The sequence below is a fragment of the Nocardioides sp. Z21_20 genome, from assembly GCF_059766585.1.
This window is the reverse complement of the sequence record NZ_JCBAJX010000001.1, coordinates 1-16,906: the sequence shown is the minus strand read 5'-3', so window position 1 is coordinate 16,906 and position 16,906 is coordinate 1. Positions and strand designations below refer to the sequence as shown.

14 protein-coding genes are annotated in these 16,906 nt (G+C 74.9%); 6 read left to right on the top strand and 8 right to left on the bottom strand.

The window, feature by feature from the left end:
• Positions 1–103: 103 nt before the first annotated feature.
• Positions 104–289, top strand: a complete 186-nt coding sequence (locus AC6EH9_RS00070) for a DUF3073 domain-containing protein (RefSeq protein ID WP_498419373.1) — start codon at positions 104–106, stop codon at positions 287–289.
• Between the two features lie 101 nt (positions 290–390).
• Here the strand turns inward: AC6EH9_RS00070 and AC6EH9_RS00065 are convergent, their stop codons facing one another.
• A complete protein-coding gene (locus tag AC6EH9_RS00065; RefSeq protein WP_498419371.1) occupies positions 391–1,488 on the bottom strand; it encodes a Glu/Leu/Phe/Val family dehydrogenase in 1,098 nt (365 codons plus the stop codon).
• A gap of 53 nt (positions 1,489–1,541) precedes the next feature.
• A complete protein-coding gene (locus tag AC6EH9_RS00060; RefSeq protein WP_498419369.1) occupies positions 1,542–3,041 on the bottom strand; it encodes a hypothetical protein in 1,500 nt (499 codons plus the stop codon).
• A gap of 86 nt (positions 3,042–3,127) precedes the next feature.
• Between AC6EH9_RS00060 and AC6EH9_RS00055 the strand changes: the two genes are divergently transcribed.
• The 3 genes from AC6EH9_RS00055 to AC6EH9_RS00045 all read left to right on the top strand — a co-directional run bounded on the left by AC6EH9_RS00055 (position 3,128) and on the right by AC6EH9_RS00045 (position 5,905).
• Positions 3,128–3,919: a hypothetical protein gene (locus AC6EH9_RS00055; RefSeq protein WP_498419368.1), complete on the top strand. Its 792-nt coding sequence runs from the start codon at positions 3,128–3,130 to the stop codon at positions 3,917–3,919.
• Positions 3,920–4,055: 136 nt separating this feature from the next.
• Positions 4,056–4,685: a copper chaperone PCu(A)C gene (locus tag AC6EH9_RS00050; RefSeq protein WP_498419367.1), complete on the top strand. Its 630-nt coding sequence runs from the start codon at positions 4,056–4,058 to the stop codon at positions 4,683–4,685.
• Complete coding sequence (locus AC6EH9_RS00045) at positions 4,685–5,905, top strand: Dyp-type peroxidase (protein WP_498419366.1); 1,221 nt, start codon at positions 4,685–4,687, stop codon at positions 5,903–5,905. The genes AC6EH9_RS00050 and AC6EH9_RS00045 overlap by 1 nt, the downstream gene beginning before the upstream one ends.
• Before the next feature lie 21 nt (positions 5,906–5,926).
• Here AC6EH9_RS00045 and AC6EH9_RS00040 read toward each other — a convergent pair whose 3' ends face one another.
• From AC6EH9_RS00040 to AC6EH9_RS00020, 5 genes are all read right to left on the bottom strand, one after another.
• Positions 5,927–8,410, bottom strand: coding sequence for an SCO7613 C-terminal domain-containing membrane protein (locus tag AC6EH9_RS00040; RefSeq protein WP_498419364.1), 2,484 nt, complete (start codon positions 8,408–8,410; stop codon positions 5,927–5,929).
• 147 nt (positions 8,411–8,557) lie between these two features.
• Positions 8,558–8,986 carry a DUF5709 domain-containing protein gene (locus tag AC6EH9_RS00035; RefSeq protein ID WP_498419362.1) on the bottom strand — a complete coding sequence of 143 codons (429 nt, stop codon included), beginning with the start codon at positions 8,984–8,986 and terminating at the stop codon, positions 8,558–8,560.
• 143 nt (positions 8,987–9,129) lie between these two features.
• Positions 9,130–9,972: a DUF2382 domain-containing protein gene (locus AC6EH9_RS00030; RefSeq protein ID WP_498419360.1), complete on the bottom strand. Its 843-nt coding sequence runs from the start codon at positions 9,970–9,972 to the stop codon at positions 9,130–9,132.
• Between the two features lie 96 nt (positions 9,973–10,068).
• The gene (locus tag AC6EH9_RS00025) at positions 10,069–10,956 is read right to left on the bottom strand and encodes an ADP-dependent NAD(P)H-hydrate dehydratase (protein ID WP_498419358.1); all 888 of its coding nucleotides are present in this window, start codon (positions 10,954–10,956) and stop codon (positions 10,069–10,071) included.
• Complete coding sequence (locus AC6EH9_RS00020; protein ID WP_498419357.1) at positions 10,943–11,698, bottom strand: histidine phosphatase family protein; 756 nt, start codon at positions 11,696–11,698, stop codon at positions 10,943–10,945. The genes AC6EH9_RS00025 and AC6EH9_RS00020 overlap by 14 nt, the downstream gene beginning before the upstream one ends.
• 207 nt (positions 11,699–11,905) lie before the next feature.
• Here AC6EH9_RS00020 and AC6EH9_RS00015 point away from each other — a divergent pair, with 207 nt between their 5' ends.
• Entirely contained in the window at positions 11,906–15,643 is a 3,738-nt protein-coding gene (locus tag AC6EH9_RS00015) for a SpoIIE family protein phosphatase (protein WP_498419355.1), read from the top strand.
• 153 nt (positions 15,644–15,796) lie between these two features.
• Here AC6EH9_RS00015 and AC6EH9_RS00010 read toward each other — a convergent pair whose 3' ends face one another.
• Positions 15,797–16,423, bottom strand: coding sequence for a GyrI-like domain-containing protein (locus AC6EH9_RS00010; RefSeq protein ID WP_498419354.1), 627 nt, complete (start codon positions 16,421–16,423; stop codon positions 15,797–15,799).
• Between the two features lie 273 nt (positions 16,424–16,696).
• On the opposite strand from AC6EH9_RS00010, the gene AC6EH9_RS00005 reads away from it, so the two are divergent.
• Positions 16,697–16,906, top strand: a 210-nt coding sequence (locus AC6EH9_RS00005; RefSeq protein ID WP_498419352.1) for a helix-turn-helix domain-containing protein, incomplete at its 3' end; no start/stop codon positions are given.

Below are 16,906 nucleotides of genomic sequence, written 5' to 3'. Positions count from 1 at the left end.
TGTGCGGGAACAGCCCAACAGCAGGTAGCGTTGCACCCACGAGAAATCTCTAGGACAGCCCGGGGCCCTGTGTCCCGGCCAAGCGTGCGAGGGGGTCGACCCTATGGGGCGCGGCCGAGCAAAGGCCAAGCAGACGAAGGTCGCTCGCGACCTGAAGTACCGCACTCACGAGACGGACTTCGGGGCGTTGGCGAAGGAGCTGCATGGCGGTGAGAACACCACACCGGACCGGCCGGAGTCGTCTGCCGACGACCCCGAGGACTGGGCGGACTATCCTCCGCGTGACTGACTGATCTGACTGTGCTGCGTTCAGGATTCCCCGGTCCGCCGGGGAATCCTGACGTTGTCAGGCGAAACTTCGCCCGACAGCATCAGGTTTCGGCCCCCCCTTCACGGGGTCCAGATGCCGCGCAGTCGACCGATCTCCCGGATCCGCTGCTCGGCCAACCGGTCGGCGGCCACCGCCGGGGGGACGCCGTCCGTGGCGGCGCGCTCGAACACCGCGCGGGTCGTCTCGAGGATCTGGGCGGCGCGCTGCTGGGCACGCTCGAAGGAGAACCCGGCGAGCTCGTCGGCGACCTGGATCAGCCCGCCGGCGTTCACGCAGTAGTCCGGCGCGTACAGCACGCCGCGGTCGGCCAGTGACTTCTCGATCCCCGGATGCGCGAGCTGGTTGTTGGCGGCGCCGCACACCACGCGCGCCGAGAGCACGGCGACGACCTCGTCGGTGAGCGCCGACCCGAGCGCGCAGGGCGCGTAGACGTCGAGCGGCGAGGCGACCAGCTCGGCGGTCGAGCCGACGACGCGCACCGTCGGCAGCTCCTCGCGGATCCGGGCCACGGCGGCCGCGGACACGTCGGTCACCACCACGCTCGCCCCGTCCTCGACCAGGTGCCGGGCCAGGTGCCGACCCACCTTGCCCACGCCGGCGATGCCGACCGTGCGCCCGGCGAGACTGGTGCTGCCCCAGGTCCGCTCCGCCGCGGCGCGCATCCCCTGGAACACGCCGTACGCCGTGAGCACCGAGCTGTCGCCGGCGCCGCCGTGGGCCACGCTCCGTCCGGTGACGTAGGCGCACTCGCGGGCGATGTGGTCCATGTCCTCGCTGAAGGTGCCCACGTCGCAGGCGGTGACGTAGCGCCCACCCAGCGACTGCACGAACCGGCCGTAGGCGCGCAGCAGCGCCTCGGACTTGAGCGTCGCCGGGTCCCCGATGATCACCGCCTTGCCGCCGCCCAGGTCGAGCCCGGCCAGCGCCGCCTTGTACGACATCCCGCGCGCCAGGTTCAGCGCGTCCGCGACCGCGTCGGCGGTGGTGGCGTAGGGGTGGAAGCGGGTGCCGCCCAGGGCCGGGCCCAACGCGGTGGAGTGGATCGCGACGATCGCGCGCAGGCCGCTGGCGGGGTCGTTGCAGAAGACGACCTGCTCATGCTCGGCGCCGAGCTCGAAGACGTCTCCGGGGGCGGTCGGTGGGTGCGCTTCGGGCATGGGGGTGTGGCCTCTCGTCCGACGCCACGCGGGTGGGTGGCGCTGAGCTGCGGTCACGGGGGTGGTGTGACCTCGCCCACCAGCCTAGACCCGGCGGTCCGCGCCAGCACCAGGTCCCCATGGGTGCCGTAGCCGGCCAGCTCGCCACCGTGCGGGCGACCGTTGAAGGTCACCATCAGCCAGCCCTCGCCGTCGCGGACCAGGGAGGGCCACGGGATGTTGGTCGGGTACGGCGCGTCCAGGACGCCGACCTCGCGCAGGTCCAGGTCGAGCACCGGGAAGCGTCGGCGCATCCCGCGTCGGCCGTCGCGGCCGTCGCTGGCCAGCACGAACCAGCCGGGGCGGCCCGCGTCGCCCAGGTCGCGCTCGTCCAGGTGCAGCAGCGTCGTCCCCTCGGTGGCGATGCGACGCGTGTCGGCCGCGCGCAGCGTCAGCCGGTCCAGGGACGGGCCCTCGGCGAGCGCCGGGTGGAAGCGGAAGAACTTGCGGGCGCTGACGAACCCGACCAGCCAGCCGCGCTCGGTGCGCACCAGGTGCGGGTCCCAGACCGCCACCGACGGCACCGGCCCCGCCGGCCCGGTCATCGGCAGCTCCAGGCGCCGGGTGGCGAGCAGGTGGGCGCCGCTGAGCAGGTCCGCGTCGGTACGGGCCAGGGTGATCTCCACCCGGGCGCCGGGTCGGGCCCGGTCGAAGTCGCCCCAGGTGCTGGTCGCCACCAGCCAGCCGTCCTCGGTGCGCACCAGGTGGGTGGCGTGGTCGCCGAAGGCGCCGGGTCCCTCGGGGCGGTGGAAGAAGAGGTCGGCGCGGTGCTCGAGCTCCTGGGTGACGGGGTCCAGGCTCCACACGCCGGTGTGGGCGGTGTCGAAGAAGCCCGGCCCGGCGTGGGTCGCGGTCAACAGCAGCCGACGCCCCTCGCGCAGCGGGCTTCCGTCGAGGTGGGTCGCCACCTTGACGTCGCGCAGCCCGAGCTGGCCGAAGGCGCCCGCCCGCAGCCGCAGCGACGCCGGCGGCTCGCCCGCGGCCCAGCGGTGCCCGGCCCGGAGCCCGGCCAGGAAGGGGCCGGCGCGGGTGTCGAGCCGCTCGGCGAGGTCGACGCGCCCGCGCACGGTCCACCCGGCCCCGCCGCCGGACTCGCTGCCCGGCTCACCCGCGGACGCTTCGCCGGGCTCCCGGGTGAGCACGCTCAGATGCGTTCCGGTCAGGGTGAGCCCGAGCTCGACCGGGCCGCTGACCCGGCCGTGGCGGCGACTGCGGTGGTGGCTGGTGCGGCCGGTCGCGTCGGTGACCTCGAGGCCGGTGGTCCCCGAGGTGGCGTCCCACCAGCCGGCGAGGGTGACCCCTCCCGAGACGAGCAGCAGCGTGAGTCGGCCCCGGGCATCGGGGGCGACCTGCGCCGTCACCGCGGCGTACGGCGCGAGCCGGGCCGCGGGCTCCAGCGAAGAGCCGGGGACGGGGCCCTCGGCGGTCGACCAGGAGCGATCGACGTCGACGAACGCGGGAGCGACCAGCGCCACGGGTCGCAGCCGCGCGACGATCTCGAACCGGGGCAGCACCCGGACAGTCTGTCGGACCGGTCCGGGCGCCGCGGGCCGGCGCGCCGTACCCTGGACGCGTCGGCCAGGCGGCGGAAGGAGTGCGGGTGGGCCCTCTGCTGTGGCTGCGCGCGGGCTTCCTGGGCGCCGCGGTGCTGCTGGTCGGCGCGGTCTCCCACGTGCTCGCCGAGGGCCGGCTGCCGGGCGCCGGCGCGATGGTCCTGCTGCTGGTCGCCAGCACCGGGCTGGCCGGGTGCGCGCTGCGCCGCCGCGCGTCGGTGCCGCGCCTGGTGGCGCTCACCGTCGGCGGGCAGGCCCTGGTGCACACGCTGCTGTCCGCGATGGCCGGCCACCGCGGCGACGCTCCCGCCCCGCCGCAGCCCGCCGCCGCGCACTCCGCCGCCTCGGACTCCGCCGCCCACCCGGCCGAGCTCGCCGCGCACGAGGCTCCGGTCCTCGTCGACGACGCCGGGCGCCGGGTGGGCTCGCTGGAGGACCACTACGCCGCCCAGCTCGCCGAGCAGTTCGGTCCGGTGCCGGAGCCGAGCGGCCCGGAGCTGTCGCTGGGCTGGCTGGCCCACCTCGTCGAGCACCTGGTGGACCAGCCGCTGCCGATGCTGCTGGCCCACCTGCTGGCGGCGGTCGCGGTCGGGGTCTGGCTCGGTCTCGGCGAGGCCGCGCTGTGGACAGTGCTCGAGCTGGGCGCCCTGCGCCTAGCCCGCGACCTGCGTGCGGTCACCGGCCTCTGCGCCGTCGAGCGGCTCAGGCTCACCGTGCTGGCCGCGCTCAGCCCGGTGCGGCACCGGCTGCTGGCGCGCACCCGGATCCGGCTGCCGCGCCCCGCCCCGGCCCGGCACGTCATCTGCCACCGCGGTCCGCCGGGTCTCCTCCCCGCCTGACCGCTCCACCGGCCACCGCCCCGGCTGCCCCCGGCCCGACGCATCCGCCGTCGGCCGACCGTCTCGCCACGCCCCGCCCCCTCTCGTCGAGGGACCGGGCGCGGCACGACGGACCCTGCCCTCACGAGGAGATCCCATGCTGCACCGCTCCACCCACCGCCCCACCCCGGCGCTGCGCGCCACCCGGCCCGGGCGTCGCGCCCGCCTGCTCGGCGTGCCGCTGGCCGTGCTGGCCCTCTCGCTCGGCGCCAGCGCCTGCGGCGAGGACGACGCCGACCCGGCCCGCTCCGGTGAGTCCGCGGGCTCCGCCGAGGGCTCGGCGACGAGCACCCCGGCCGCCGACCCGGCCGTCACCGTCGAGGACCCGTGGGTCCGGGCCACCACCGGCGCCGAGGACACCACGATGACGGCGGCGTTCATGCTGCTGCGCAACGACGGCGCCGAGGACGCCACCCTGGTCTCCGCCTCCTCGCCGGTCGCGCGGCGTGTCGAGCTGCACGAGATGGCGATGCGCGACGGCGCCATGGCGATGGCCGAGGTCGAGGACGGCATCGTGATCACCGCCGGCCGGGGCAAGGTCCTCGAGCCGGGCGGCTACCACGTGATGCTGAGGGGGCTGACTCAGGAGCTCGCCGCCGGCGACGAGGTGGAGCTCAGCCTCGAGCTCTCCGACGGGACCACGATCGACGTCACGGCGCCGGTCAAGAAGTACACCGAGGAGGAGGGGCACTACCACGCTCCCGGCACCGGCGAGCACTCCCACTGATGAGTGAGGCATCCCCCAGCTGGTGGGACCGTCGCCGGCTGCTGGGCTACGCCGCCTCCGCCGCGGCCGGGGCGGCCGTGGCGGCGCCGGCCGGCGCCCTGCTCGGCGGGGACGAGGACGGCGCCGCCGCCACACCGCCCGCTGCGGGGGCCGGGCTGGTCAGTCCCTACGGACCGCACCAGCCCGGGGTCGCCCAGCCCACCCCGCGCGCCGGGGAGCTGGTCGCGCTCGACCTGCTCCGGGACGTGGACCGTGACGCGCTCGGCCGGTTGCTGCGGCTGTGGAGCGGCGACATCCAGGCCCTCGCCGAGGGCCGGCCCGCCCCGGGCGACACCGCCCCCGAGCTCGCGACCGCCCGGGCCGAGCTCACCGTCACCGTCGGGCTCGGCCCGGACGTCTTCTCCCGGCCCGGGCTCGCCCGGTTCCGTCCCCCCGGTCTCACCCGGGTGCCGCCGATGCGGCACGACCGCCTCGATCCGCGGTGGTGCGGCGGGGACCTGCTGGCGATGGTGACCGGGGCGGACGGCACCACCGTCGCCCACGCCGTACGACGCCTGGTCGCCGACGCGGCGCCGTTCGCGAGGCTGCGCCACCGACAGGCGGGCTCGTGGAACGGGGTGGACGCCCAGGGCCGCGCCGCGACCGGGCGCAACCTGTTCGGGCAGATCGACGGCAGCGCCAACCCGCGGCCGGGCAGCGACCTGTTCGATCGGACGGTCTGGATCGCCGACGGCGCCTGGGCGGGCGGCACCACCCTCGTCGTGCGCCGGATCCGGATGGACCTGGACACCTGGGACGAGCTGACCCGCGACGAGCAGGAGCGCACCGTCGGTCGGCGGCTCGGTGACGGCGGCCCGCTCACCGGGGGCGGGGAGCGGGCGCCGCTGGACCTGGCGGCCCGCGAGGAGGGGCGCTGGACGATCCCCCTCGACGCGCACTCCCGGCGTGCCCACCCGAGCCTCACCGGGGGCGCGCGGATCGTGCGCAAGGGACTCAACTACACCCGCGAGGTGGAGGGGGCCGGCGGGGTGCGCATCGAGAGCGGTCTGGTGTTCTGCAGCTTCCAGGCCGACATCGCCCGTCAGTTCACGCCGATCCAGCGCTCGCTCGACGAGTCCGACGCGCTCAACGAGTGGACGACCGCGATCGGCTCCGCGGAGTTCGCGATCCTGCCGGGTTTCGCACGCGGCGGCTGGCTGGGGGAGCAGGTGCTCGGCTGAGCCGCCTGCTCCCCGGCCGACTCAGCGCAGCCGCTCCAGGTAGGTGCCGGTCGCGCGCAGCTGGCGCACCCGGCTCTCCCAGGTCACGCCCACGAAGGTGAGCGTCGCGCCGGCCAGCCCGATCAGGGCCCACTGCGGGACCACCTCGGCGTACGGCGCGAGCTCGCGCAGCACCAGCAGGCCCCCGACACCGGCGCCCAGCGCGAGTGGGGCGCTCCAGCGCAGCGCGGTGCCGGCGAGCACCAGCGCCAGGCAGGCCGCGCCGAGCGCCACTGCCCGCCACGAGACCGGGTCGCCCCACGCCCACACCAGGGTGGGCGCCAGCGCCAGCACCAGACCGGGCGAGAGCACGCGCCGGGTGTCGGCCTCCGGGTGCCTGAGCAGGTGCACCACGCCGACGGCCAGCAGCACCAGCGCCGCGGGCAGGGTGTAGGCCTCGGGGGTGCCGACTCCCTCGTCGGCGAGCCGGACCCAGCTGGCCGCGGTCAGCAGCAGCCCGCCCACCGGCGCGAGGAGGCGGCGGTCGGTGTGGAGCAGCGACATGACCAGGACCAGCGTGCCCGCCAGGGTCAGGTCGACGGTGAGCCACCAGCTGGGGTCCCCGGCGGCCTCGAGGCCGACCCCGGCGGCGGCGACACCGAGCACGGCCGACAGCGTCTCGGCGAGTGCGCCCGGCCGGGCGATCGCGAGGAGCCCGAGCAGCAGCAGCACCCCCGCACCGCGCTCGGGCGCCGCGACGCTGGCGAGCTCGCCGAGCGTCCACAGCAGGGCGGCAGCGGCCGGCGGCAGGCAGGCCTCGCCGAGCAGGCGGCGGTCGGTGCCGCGCGCCACGCGCAGGGCCACCGCCCCGAGGGTGAGCACCACCAGGACCGCGGCGGTGAGCCCCACCGAGACCAGCGCGGCGCCCAGCGCGCCGAGCAGCACGGCCAGCGCGGCCACCGGTCCGGCCGGTGTCGGCCCGGCCGAGGCCGTTCCCGGCCACCAGCCCACGAGGACTCCGCCGGCCACGGCGAGCCCCAGCACCAGCGCGAGCGGCACGGCGTACGACGCGGCGGTGCCGGCCAGCGCCAGGGTCAGCAGGGCCACGACCGGGACCACCCAGGCGCGCAGGCTGCCGGTCGCGCCGACGAGGCGGCGCAGGACCACCAGGGCGGCGAGCATCGCCAGCGTCAGCGGGACCAGGAAGAGCGGCGACGGGCCGCCGGAGGCGGGCTCCGCCAGCCGCATGTCGGCCGGGGCCGACCACACCTGCGCCGGCGCCAGCCGCAGCGCGGCGCCGACCACGAGCTGCAGCAGCGTGATCGCCGGGATCAGCGCGGTGAGGCCGACCACGCCGGCGGGCACGATGCGCCAGGGGCCGGCCACCAGGTACGCCGCGGCGACCGCGGCCAGCAGCGCCCCCAGCGCCAGCGCGGTGCGCAGGTCGGGCTCGAGCCAGGGCAGGGGGAAGCCGGCCGCCAGGGTGAGCACCAGAGCCCCCGCCAGCGCGCCCGTCACCCGCAGCGTCAGGTGCACGCGGGCCCCGGCGAGCGCGGGAGCCGCGGCGAGGGCGGCGGCGGCGAGCAGCGGCCAGGAGTTCAGCTCGCCCCAGAGCTCGGCGTACGACGGGTGCTGGCCGGCTCGGAGCAGCCCGAGCGTCAGCAGCGCCAGCCACCAGACGCCGGCGCCGGCCCCGGTCAGACCGGCCGCGACGCGCAGGCCCCGACGATGCGCCAGCACCGCGACGCCGGCGGTGCCGGCGACCCCCGCGACCAGCACCCCCTCGAGGTGATCGGCGAGGCTCAGCAGCGAGCCGAGGGTGACCAGCAGCACGCCCGCACCGGCGGCGACCTCGGCGGCCGCCAGCCGCGGCAGGGCCCGGGTGCGCCTGGCGAGCTCCCCGGCGACCAGGCCCGTCCCGGCCAGCACCGCGCCGACGACGATGGTCAGCTCCGCCGACCCCAGGCTCCCGAACCAGCCGGCGCTGTCCGCGCCGACCAGGTCGAGGGCCAGCAGCCCGGCGGCCACGGCGGCCAGCGACTCCGCGGCGGCGCGCAGCCCACGACGCGCGACGAGCGCGCTGCACCCGGCCGCGGTGACCGTCAGACCCACCAGCACGGCCGTGCGGCCGCCGACGCCGAGCGCCGACCAGGCCAGCGCGAGGAAGACGACCGCGGCCACCAGCAGGCACAGGGCGCCGAGGCCGAGCAGGATCCTGGGCACCGAGGCCTGGCTGAGCCCGGCCCTGCGGGTGCGCGGCTGCGCCGCACGAGGCGCCGGCAGCGGGTAGTGCGGCAGTCGGGAGGCGGGGCTCGCGGGCACCGGCACCCGGGCCGCGCCGCGCAGCCGGACCAGCACCGCGTCGGCGTGCTGGAGGGTGAGGAAGAGGTCGTGGGCGTCCGGGCCGGTCAGCGGGAGGTCGCAGTGCGTACAGCGCTCGGGACCGCCAAGTCCGGGACTGCCGGGCACGGGGGCGCCGCAGTCGGGGCAGCGTGTCGGGTCGGCGTAGCGGGTCATGGGGCTCATTGAGCCAGCGAACGCGCCCCTTGCGTACCCGCCGCGCCACCCGGTTCACCCGGGTACGCGTACTCAGTGGGCGTACTGAGCGGGCGGCGGACCCGGTGGCGGCCGGGCGCTCTCGACGAAAGGCCGAGCGCCCGGCCGCCGCCCGGCTCACTCCTCGACGATGTGGACGGCTGCCTCCTCGGCGCTCGCACCGGCGCCGTCGATGCCGACGTCCTCGCCGACGAGGTCCTTCTCGGTGTCGGTCGCCGTACCCTGGTCGGGGTCGACCAGGCGGCCGGCTCGCTCGTCACCCACCTCGCCGTCGTCGAGGTTGTCGGGCTCCCGCGCGGCCTCCACGTAGGGGTCGGGCTCCGGCTCCTCCTGGGCGATCCGCTGGTCCAGGGACTCCCCGGTCGCCTCCTCCAGCGGCGTGTTGCCGTACCCCTGCGCCACCGACCACTTCTCCGGCGGCGAGTACCCCTCGTCGAGCGGCTCGCTCAGCCCACGGTCGCTGACCAGGCTGTCGCCCTCGCCCTGGGGCTGGTCCTCGTCGTCCACGCTGTAGTCGTGGTAGGTCTCGCTGTCGTTCTCACTCATCGGGCTCCTCCCGGTTGGGGTCTCCCCTCTTTACCCGTCCGGGGCCCCGGGGATGCCCCAGGATCTTCCTCGGGGCTGCGCCTGCGGGCAGCACTCGACGCCCGCCCCTTGCGGAGTGGGCGTCGAGTGCGGGCAGTCGATCCTCAGGGGCGCCGGTCGATATCGCCCTCGGTCTCGATGTGCTCCTTGCGTACCTCCTCGGTCACGGTCTCCTCCTCGACGGTGGTCTCGGTGCCGAGTCGGACCCGCTCGACCGGGACCGCCTCCTTGTCCACCACCACGCGCTCCTCGCTGAGCGTCACCTCGTGCTCCTCCTCCGAGATGGGCTTGCCGGAGGTCGCGGCGTCGGCGTTGGCGTCGGTGATCGGCTCGGTCTCCAGGACGGCGCGCTCCTTGCGGACCGGCACCGTGTGCGTCTCCTCCTCGACGGTGACGTACTTGCGGAGCCGGGCGCGGCCGGCCTCCTGCGAGGTGGTGCCCACACGGACCTGCTCCTCGGAGCGGGTCATCGCGTCGTCGGTGTTCGGTCCCGACGTGTCGTGTCCCTCCGCGCGTACCTGGCCGCCGGTGCCGCCCTGAGTGGTGCCGCTCCGGGTGCCGCTCTGGGTGGTGTCGCGCAGGCTGTCGTCGCGTGTGGTGTCGTCCCCGGTCTGGGTGTTGGCGCGCACCGTGGCCGCCATGCCGTAGTACTCGTAGAGCCGCTGCTCCTCGGACTCGTCGAGGTGCCCGGCGTCGAGTTCGACGTGCGGGGCGTCCTTGACCCGGTCCTTGGCGAACGGGACCGTGAGCCGGTCGCCGCCGAAGGTGGCGTCGGCGACCGGCACGAAGGACTCCTTGGTGCCGAACAGCCCGGTGTTCACGGTGACGAACTCCGGTCGTCCGCTCTGGTCGTCGAGGAACAGCTGACCGACCTTCCCGATCTTCTCCCCCTCGTTCGAGTAGGCGGTGGTGCCGATGACCTCGCGTGCGTCGTTCTCGGTGAGCATCGTGTTTCTCCCTCCATTGAAGCTGACAGGGAGTGGTGCCCAGTGACGCACATCACATGCGGCTCGATGTCGCCCGGATGCATCCCGGGCGTGTCCTCAGCCCAGCTCGCTGAGCACTGCCGGGACCTGTTCGGGCAGCTCACGCGAGAGGTAGCCGACCGAGCCGACCGCCGCCGCGAGGCGCTCGCCGGCACGCGCGTGCAGGTAGCCGCCCCACACCGCGGCCTGGGCCGGCTCGCATCCCCGCGCCAGCAGCCCGGAGACGATCCCGGACTGCACGTCGCCGGAGCCGGACACACCCAGTCCCGGTCCGCCGCCCTGGACCACCCAGGCGGCCCCGTCCGGGGTCACCACGTGCTTCTCGGTGCCACCGCACACGACGACGACGCGCGAGTTCTTCGCCACCCGGGCCGCGCACCCGACCGGATCGCGCTCGACCTCGGCCTCGTCGCACCCGGCGGTGCGGGCCAGCTCGGTGGGGTTGACGGTGAGTACGACGCGCCCCTCGAGGTGGTGCAGACCCTCGGGGTGGTCGGTGAGGAAGGCCGAGGCGAGCGCGTCCACGACGAGCGCGGTGCCGGTGTCCAGGCCCGGCGCGATCGCCGCGAGCAGCGCCGCGGAGTCCTGCGGGTCGGAGAAGCCGGGGCCGATCAGGAGCACGTCCGCGGCACCCGCCTCCTCGACGAGCCCCGCGGCGGCGTCGAGGGAGATGCTGCCCGACTCGGCCGCCGCCAGCGCGACCACCCGGGCCTCGGGTACGGCGACCGCCAGCGGCCAGCAGGCCGGCGCGACGGTGGCCAGCGCGAGCCTGCCGGCACCGGCGCGCAACCCGGCCTCGCCGCTGAGGCGGACCGCGCCGGGGACCTCGGCGCTCCCGCCCACGACGAGCAGCGTGCCGCGCGCCCCCTTGTCGTCGCCGGGCGCCGGGAGCGCCCAGGAGCGCAGCAGCGCCGGGGTGACGACGGCCGGCTCAGACGTGCTCATCGGCACCCCGCCCCGCCTGCGAGGGCTCCTCGGTGACCTCGGCGTCGAGGTGGTCCACGGCCGCGGTGTCGGCGAACGTGACCAGCTCGAAGGTGCTCGCGCTGCGGCGGTAGGTGGTCAGCGAGGCGTTGGGGATCTGCACCTGCCGGTCCACCTCGAGCAGCTCGGCCTCGGAGATGTCCTCCAGGGCGTAGCGGAAGGCCATGATCACCGCCTGGTGGGTGAACAGCCAGACGCGCTCGCCGTCGAAGCCGTGGCGCAGGTCGTTGAGGAGACTGCGCACCCGCAGCACCACGTCGCACCAGCTCTCCCCGGCCGGCGGCTGGTAGTAGAACTTGCCGAGCTTCGTGCGCCTGGCCGCCTCCTCGGGGTGGTGGCTGCGGATGCCGAGCCCGGTCAGCCCGTCCAGGATGCCGAGGTCGCGCTCGCGCAGCCGCTCGTCGTACGCCACGTCGGCGCCGAGGCCGGCGGTCGCGAGGGCCGCGGTCTCCGCCGCCCGGCGGTACGGCGAGCTCACCACGATGCTCGGCGCGACCTCGGGGCCCTCGCGCTCCAGCCAGGCAGCGAGCGCGCCGGCCTGCTCACGCCCGGTCGCCGAGATCTCCACGTCGGCGTCGCGCTCGTCGATCTCCAGTCGCTCGAGCTCACCCTCGCGCGCTTTCTCGTCGGCGAGGTTGCCCACGCTCTGTCCATGGCGCACCAGGGTGATCTCTGTCGGGCCGCTCGTCCATCTCGATCGCATGGGGCGGTGGTACCCCCGTATCGGCGGCGTTACGCCTGCCTCGTGGCGGTGCGCGGCGCGGACGCCGCGGGGCTGATTCTCCGAGACACCGTCGTCTGTGGCGGGCCCGGGCGCGTCTAGACTTCCGGGCGGTCGAGCCCACGGCCGGGTGTCAGCACGCCGGATGGCAACTGCGCGCGTTCCACGGGACCTAAGGATGGGTGGCGCATGAAGCACACGTTCCTCGGTGAGGGCGAGCTCGGTCGCGACCTCCTGGCCGTCGACTGGGGGTCGACCCCGCTCGGTCCCATCGAGACCTGGCCGGGCAGCCTCAAGGCCGTCGTGCGGATGATGCTGGCCAGCCGGTACTCGATGTGGATGGCCTGGGGCGAGGACCTCACCTTCTTCTGCAACGAGGCCTACCGGCGCGACACCCTGGGGGAGAAGTACCCCTGGGCCCTGGGCCGCCCCGCGGACGAGGTGTGGTCGGAGATCTGGCACGACATCGGGCCGCGCATCGAGCGGGTGCTCAGCACCGGCGAGGCCACCTGGGACAAGTCGCTGCTGCTGTTCCTCGAGCGCAGCGGCTACCCCGAGGAGACCTACCACACGTTCTCCTACAGTCCGCTGGCCGACGACGCCGGCGTCACCGTCGGGATGCTGTGCGTGGTCAGCGAGGACACCGAGGAGGTCATCGCCCACCGCCGGATGCGCACCCTGCGGGACCTGGGGGCGCGCACCGCCGAGCTGACCGAGCAGGAGACCGTCGCCGCCGCCTGCCGTCAGCTCGCCGCCAGCGACAGGTGCCTGCCGTTCACGCTGACCTACCTCTACGACGAGGACCCGAGCACGGCGCGACTCGCCGGGCAGACCGGCTTCGCGGGGGAGCACCCGGCCGCTCCCGCCACGCTGCGGGTCGCCGACGGTCCGTGGCCCGCGCCGGGGCCCGACGGCGCGCCGGTGCTGGTCGGGGGCCTGGCGCAGCGCTTCGCCGACCTGCCCACCGGAGCGTGGGACGTGCCGCCGACCTGCGCGGTGGTCCGGCCGCTGACCCAGGCGGCCCAGTCCGCGCCGTACGGCTTCCAGGTGGTCGGGCTGAACCCCTACCGCCCCTACGACGAGGACTACGCCGACTTCCTCGACCTGGTCGCCGGCCAGATGGCCGCCGCGATCACCGACGCCCGGGCCTACGAGTTCGAGCGGCGTCGCGCCGAGACGCTGGCCGAGCTGGACCAGGCCAAGACGGACTTCTTCACCAACGTCAGCCACGAGTTCCGCACGCCGCTCACGCTGCTGCTCGGGCCGGCCGAGGACGCCGTGGCCGACCGCGACGAGCCGCTGGCGCCGCGACAACGCGAGCGGGTCGAGCTGATCCTGCGCAACGGCAAGCGGCTGCTCAAGCTGGTCAACACCCTCCTGGACTTCTCCCGCCTGGAGTCCGGTCGCGTCGACGCGTCGTTCGAGCCGGTCGACCTGGCCGGCTACACCCGCGAGCTGGCCAGCATGTTCGTCTCCGCGGCCGAGCGGCTCGGGCTGCGGCTGGTCATCGAGTGTGCCCCGCTGCCCGACGTGGTCCACGTGGACCGCGACCTGTGGGGCAAGATCGTGTTGAACCTCGTCTCCAACGCGCTGAAGTTCACGATGAGCGGCTCGGTGACGGTCCGCGTCGAGGTCGTCGACGGCCTCGCCCAGCTGTCGGTGACCGACACCGGGGCGGGGATCTCGCCCGCCGAGCAGGCCCATGTCTTCGAGCGCTTCCACCGGGTGCAGGGGGTGCGCTCACGCACCCACGAGGGCTCGGGCATCGGGCTGGCGCTGGTCGCCGAGCTGGCCGAGCTGCACGGCGGGTCGGTCGGGGTCGAGAGCCGGCCCGGGGAGGGCAGCACCTTCACGGTGCGGGTCCCGTTCGGCACCGACCATCTCCCGGTGGACAGCCTGGGTCGCCAGGGGGCCGCCGTGGCCGACCAGGTGGTCGACGGGTTCCTCGCCGAGGCCTCCCAGCTGCTCGACCGGCCCGGCGACGCTCCGTCGACGCAGGGCGCGCTGCCCGACCAGGGGCGGCGCCGCCCGCGCGTGCTCGTGGTCGACGACAACCCCGACATCCGGAACTACGTGCGCGGTCTGCTCGAGGTGGAGTACGAGGTGCTGCTCGCGCAGGACGGGCAGGACGGCCTAGACAAGGCACGCGCCGGCAAGCCCGACCTGGTGCTGACCGACGTGATGATGCCCCGGATGAACGGCTTCCAGCTGCTCGAGGCGCTGCAGTCCGATCCGGCCACGATGGGCGTCCCGGTGGTGATGCTCTCGGCCCGCGCGGGCGAGGAGGGCACCCTGCAGGGGCTGGAGGCCGGCGCCGACGACTACCTGGTCAAGCCGTTCACCGCCCGTGAGCTCGCCGCCCGGGTCCGCGCGAACCTGGAGCTCGACCGGGCGCGCCGTACCCGTCGCCAGCTCGAGCGCAGCCAGGTGCTGCTCGACCAGGCGCAGCGGCTGGCGCGCGTCGGCAGCTGGGAGATCGAGCTCGCCACCGGCCGCTTCGAGACCAGCGAGGAGTACCGCCGGATCACCGGGCTGACCCGCGAGCAGATCGACTCGCTCGGCTTCCCCGCGATCATCACCGAGCTGGTGCACCCCGACGACTACGCGATGGTGATGGGGGCGCTCGCCGCGGGCGAGGGCGGCGAGGGGGTGGACCTGGAGTTCCGGCTGAACCGGCCCGACGGCGTCGAGCTCGTGGTGGCCGTGCTCGGCGAGCTGGTCATCGGCAGTGACGGGGCGCCCGCTGCGCTGCGCGGCTCGGTGCAGGACGTCACCCAGCTCCGCAGCGCGGCCCGGGCGCTCGCCCAGAGCGCGGCCACCGCCGAGGCATGGGCGCGCGAGCAGGCGATCGCCGACGAGCTGCAGGCCAGCCTGCTGCCCCAGGAGGACTTCGACCTCGAGCACCTCGAGGTCGCCACCTACTACCGGGCCGGCGTGGAGGGCACACAGGTCGGCGGGGACTGGTACGACGTGATCGAGCTGGGCGCCGGCCGGACCGCGCTCGTGGTCGGCGACGTGATGGGTCGCGGGGTGCGAGCCGCCGCCGTGATGGGGCAGCTGCGGGCCGCGACCCGGGCCTACGCGCGCCTGGACCTGCCGCCGGCCGACCTGCTGGAGTCCCTCGACGGACTGGTCCGCGACCTGGGCCTGGACCAGATCGTGACGTGCATCTACGCGGTGTTCGACCCGGCCGAGGGGACCCTGCAGTTCGCGAACGCGGGCCATCTGCCGCCGATCGTGGTGCTGCCCGACGGCGAGACGTCGGTGCTCTCGGGCAGGGAGGACCCGCCCCTGGGCGTGGGCCTGTACAACGTGACCCCGCGCGAGGTGACCCTGCCGCCGGGATCCACCGTCGTGCTCTACACCGACGGCCTGGTCGAGCGGCGCGGCGAGGACCTCGACGACGGCATCGCCTCCCTGCGCGACCTGGTCGGCCGCCTGGACGGGCCCCTGGAGGGGACCCCGGAACAGCTGGTGCGCGGACGGCTGCCCGAGGGCCCCGACGACGACGTGGCGGTGCTGGTGGCCCGCGTCGACTGGCCCGTGGTGCGCCGGACGGTCTCGCGCCACTTCGAGGCCTGCGCGGAGGCCCCGGCGCTTGCCCGACGCCTGGTCGCCGAGCACCTCGCCGAGTGCGGCCTGGCCGAGACCGTGGTCGAGGACGCGCTGCTGGTCACCAGCGAGCTGGTCACCAACGCGGTCCTGCACGCCGGCTCCCCGGTGGAGCTGCGCCTGCGCGCGGACGACGAGGAGCTGCTCATCGAGGTCCACGACCAGGCCAGCTACGAGCCCCGCAAGCAGCGCCCCGACGCCGACGACGAGCACGGGCGCGGACTGCAGATCGTCGCGGCCGTCTGCGAGCGCTGGGGGACCCGGCCCACCGACGACGGCAAGGTCGTCTGGTGCGTGCTGGCGGCGCAGGGCTGAGAGCGGCTCGCCGGGGGACTCGCCTCCAGGTCGCCGGCCTCCTGGTGGCCCGCCTCCGGGTGGCCCGTCTGCGGGTGGCCGCCTGCGGGTTGTGTGCCCCACGGCGCGCTCGGGCGCGCTCTCAGGCACACGAATGGACCGGCCGGGGCGTCGTCAGGTAGCTGGCTGGGCCTCGGTGACCGGCTGTCTGAGGATCGTGCGCAACCCGGCCGGCGCCACCCGCCGTGGGTCGCTGAGGTAGATCTCGTGGTGTCGTCCGGACGGCGCCAGGCCGGCCTGGGGGAGGAACTCACCGTGCAGGGTCGCGAGGACCGCGGCCTCGTCGTCGTACGGCCCGAGGTGGAGGGTCTGCACGCAGCGGCCCTCGTGCAGCGACTCCAGGCGCACCCGGCCCAGGGCGGCGGGCGGGTCCCGGCGCGCCAACTGCGCGACCGCGGCCGAGAACGTCGCCTCGGTGATCCAATCCGGCACCAGGATCATCGCGGTCCAGTGCCACTCCGACTTGTCGCGCGCCGTGGTGAAGGCCGCCATGTCCGCGGCCCACCACAGCGCCTCCAACGGCATCACGACGTAGTCCCGGTCGAGATCTCTCTTGCTGGCGAACTTGATCCGGTAGGCGAGCGGATACAGCGCGCCGAGCGCCTCGGCGTACTCGGTGGAGGTGTTCGGGTCGCCGTGGCCGTCGACCATCAGGTACTGCAGCGGCCGCACGTCGAGGATCCGGAACTCGCCGCGGCGGGCCCGGTACTCGTCGAGCTCCCTCTTCAGGTCGACCTTCATCGTCGCCCTCCCACCCCGGAGACCAGTCCGCCCTGTTCTAGCGCAACGCGTCGCCTCGCGCACCGTCGCCGTACGGCGTCGCGTGCCCGCCCCGAACGACTGGCCACACGAAACCCGCACTTCCCACGTGTTCCATCACGTGGGAAGTGCGGGTTTCACGAGGTGGTCTCCAAGTCCTAGTGCAACACCTCGATGTTGGAGGTGCTTGTGGCGCGTGGTGTGGAGGTCCCGGCTGGGACACGGGAGCGGTTGTGGCGGTTGTTCAAAGATGGCGTGGAGCTGCGCGAGGCTGCTGAGTCGCTCGGTGTGTCGTACGCCGTGGCGCGGCGCTGGCTCGCAGGGTTGGGTGGCGTGATCCCACCACCTTCGCGAGCCGGCCGGACCGGGTGTTCCTATCGGCGTTTGACCTCTCAGGAGCGAGAGACGATCGGGTTGATGCTGGCCGCTGGGGCCAGCATCGCCCAGATCGCCGAGGTGCTCGGG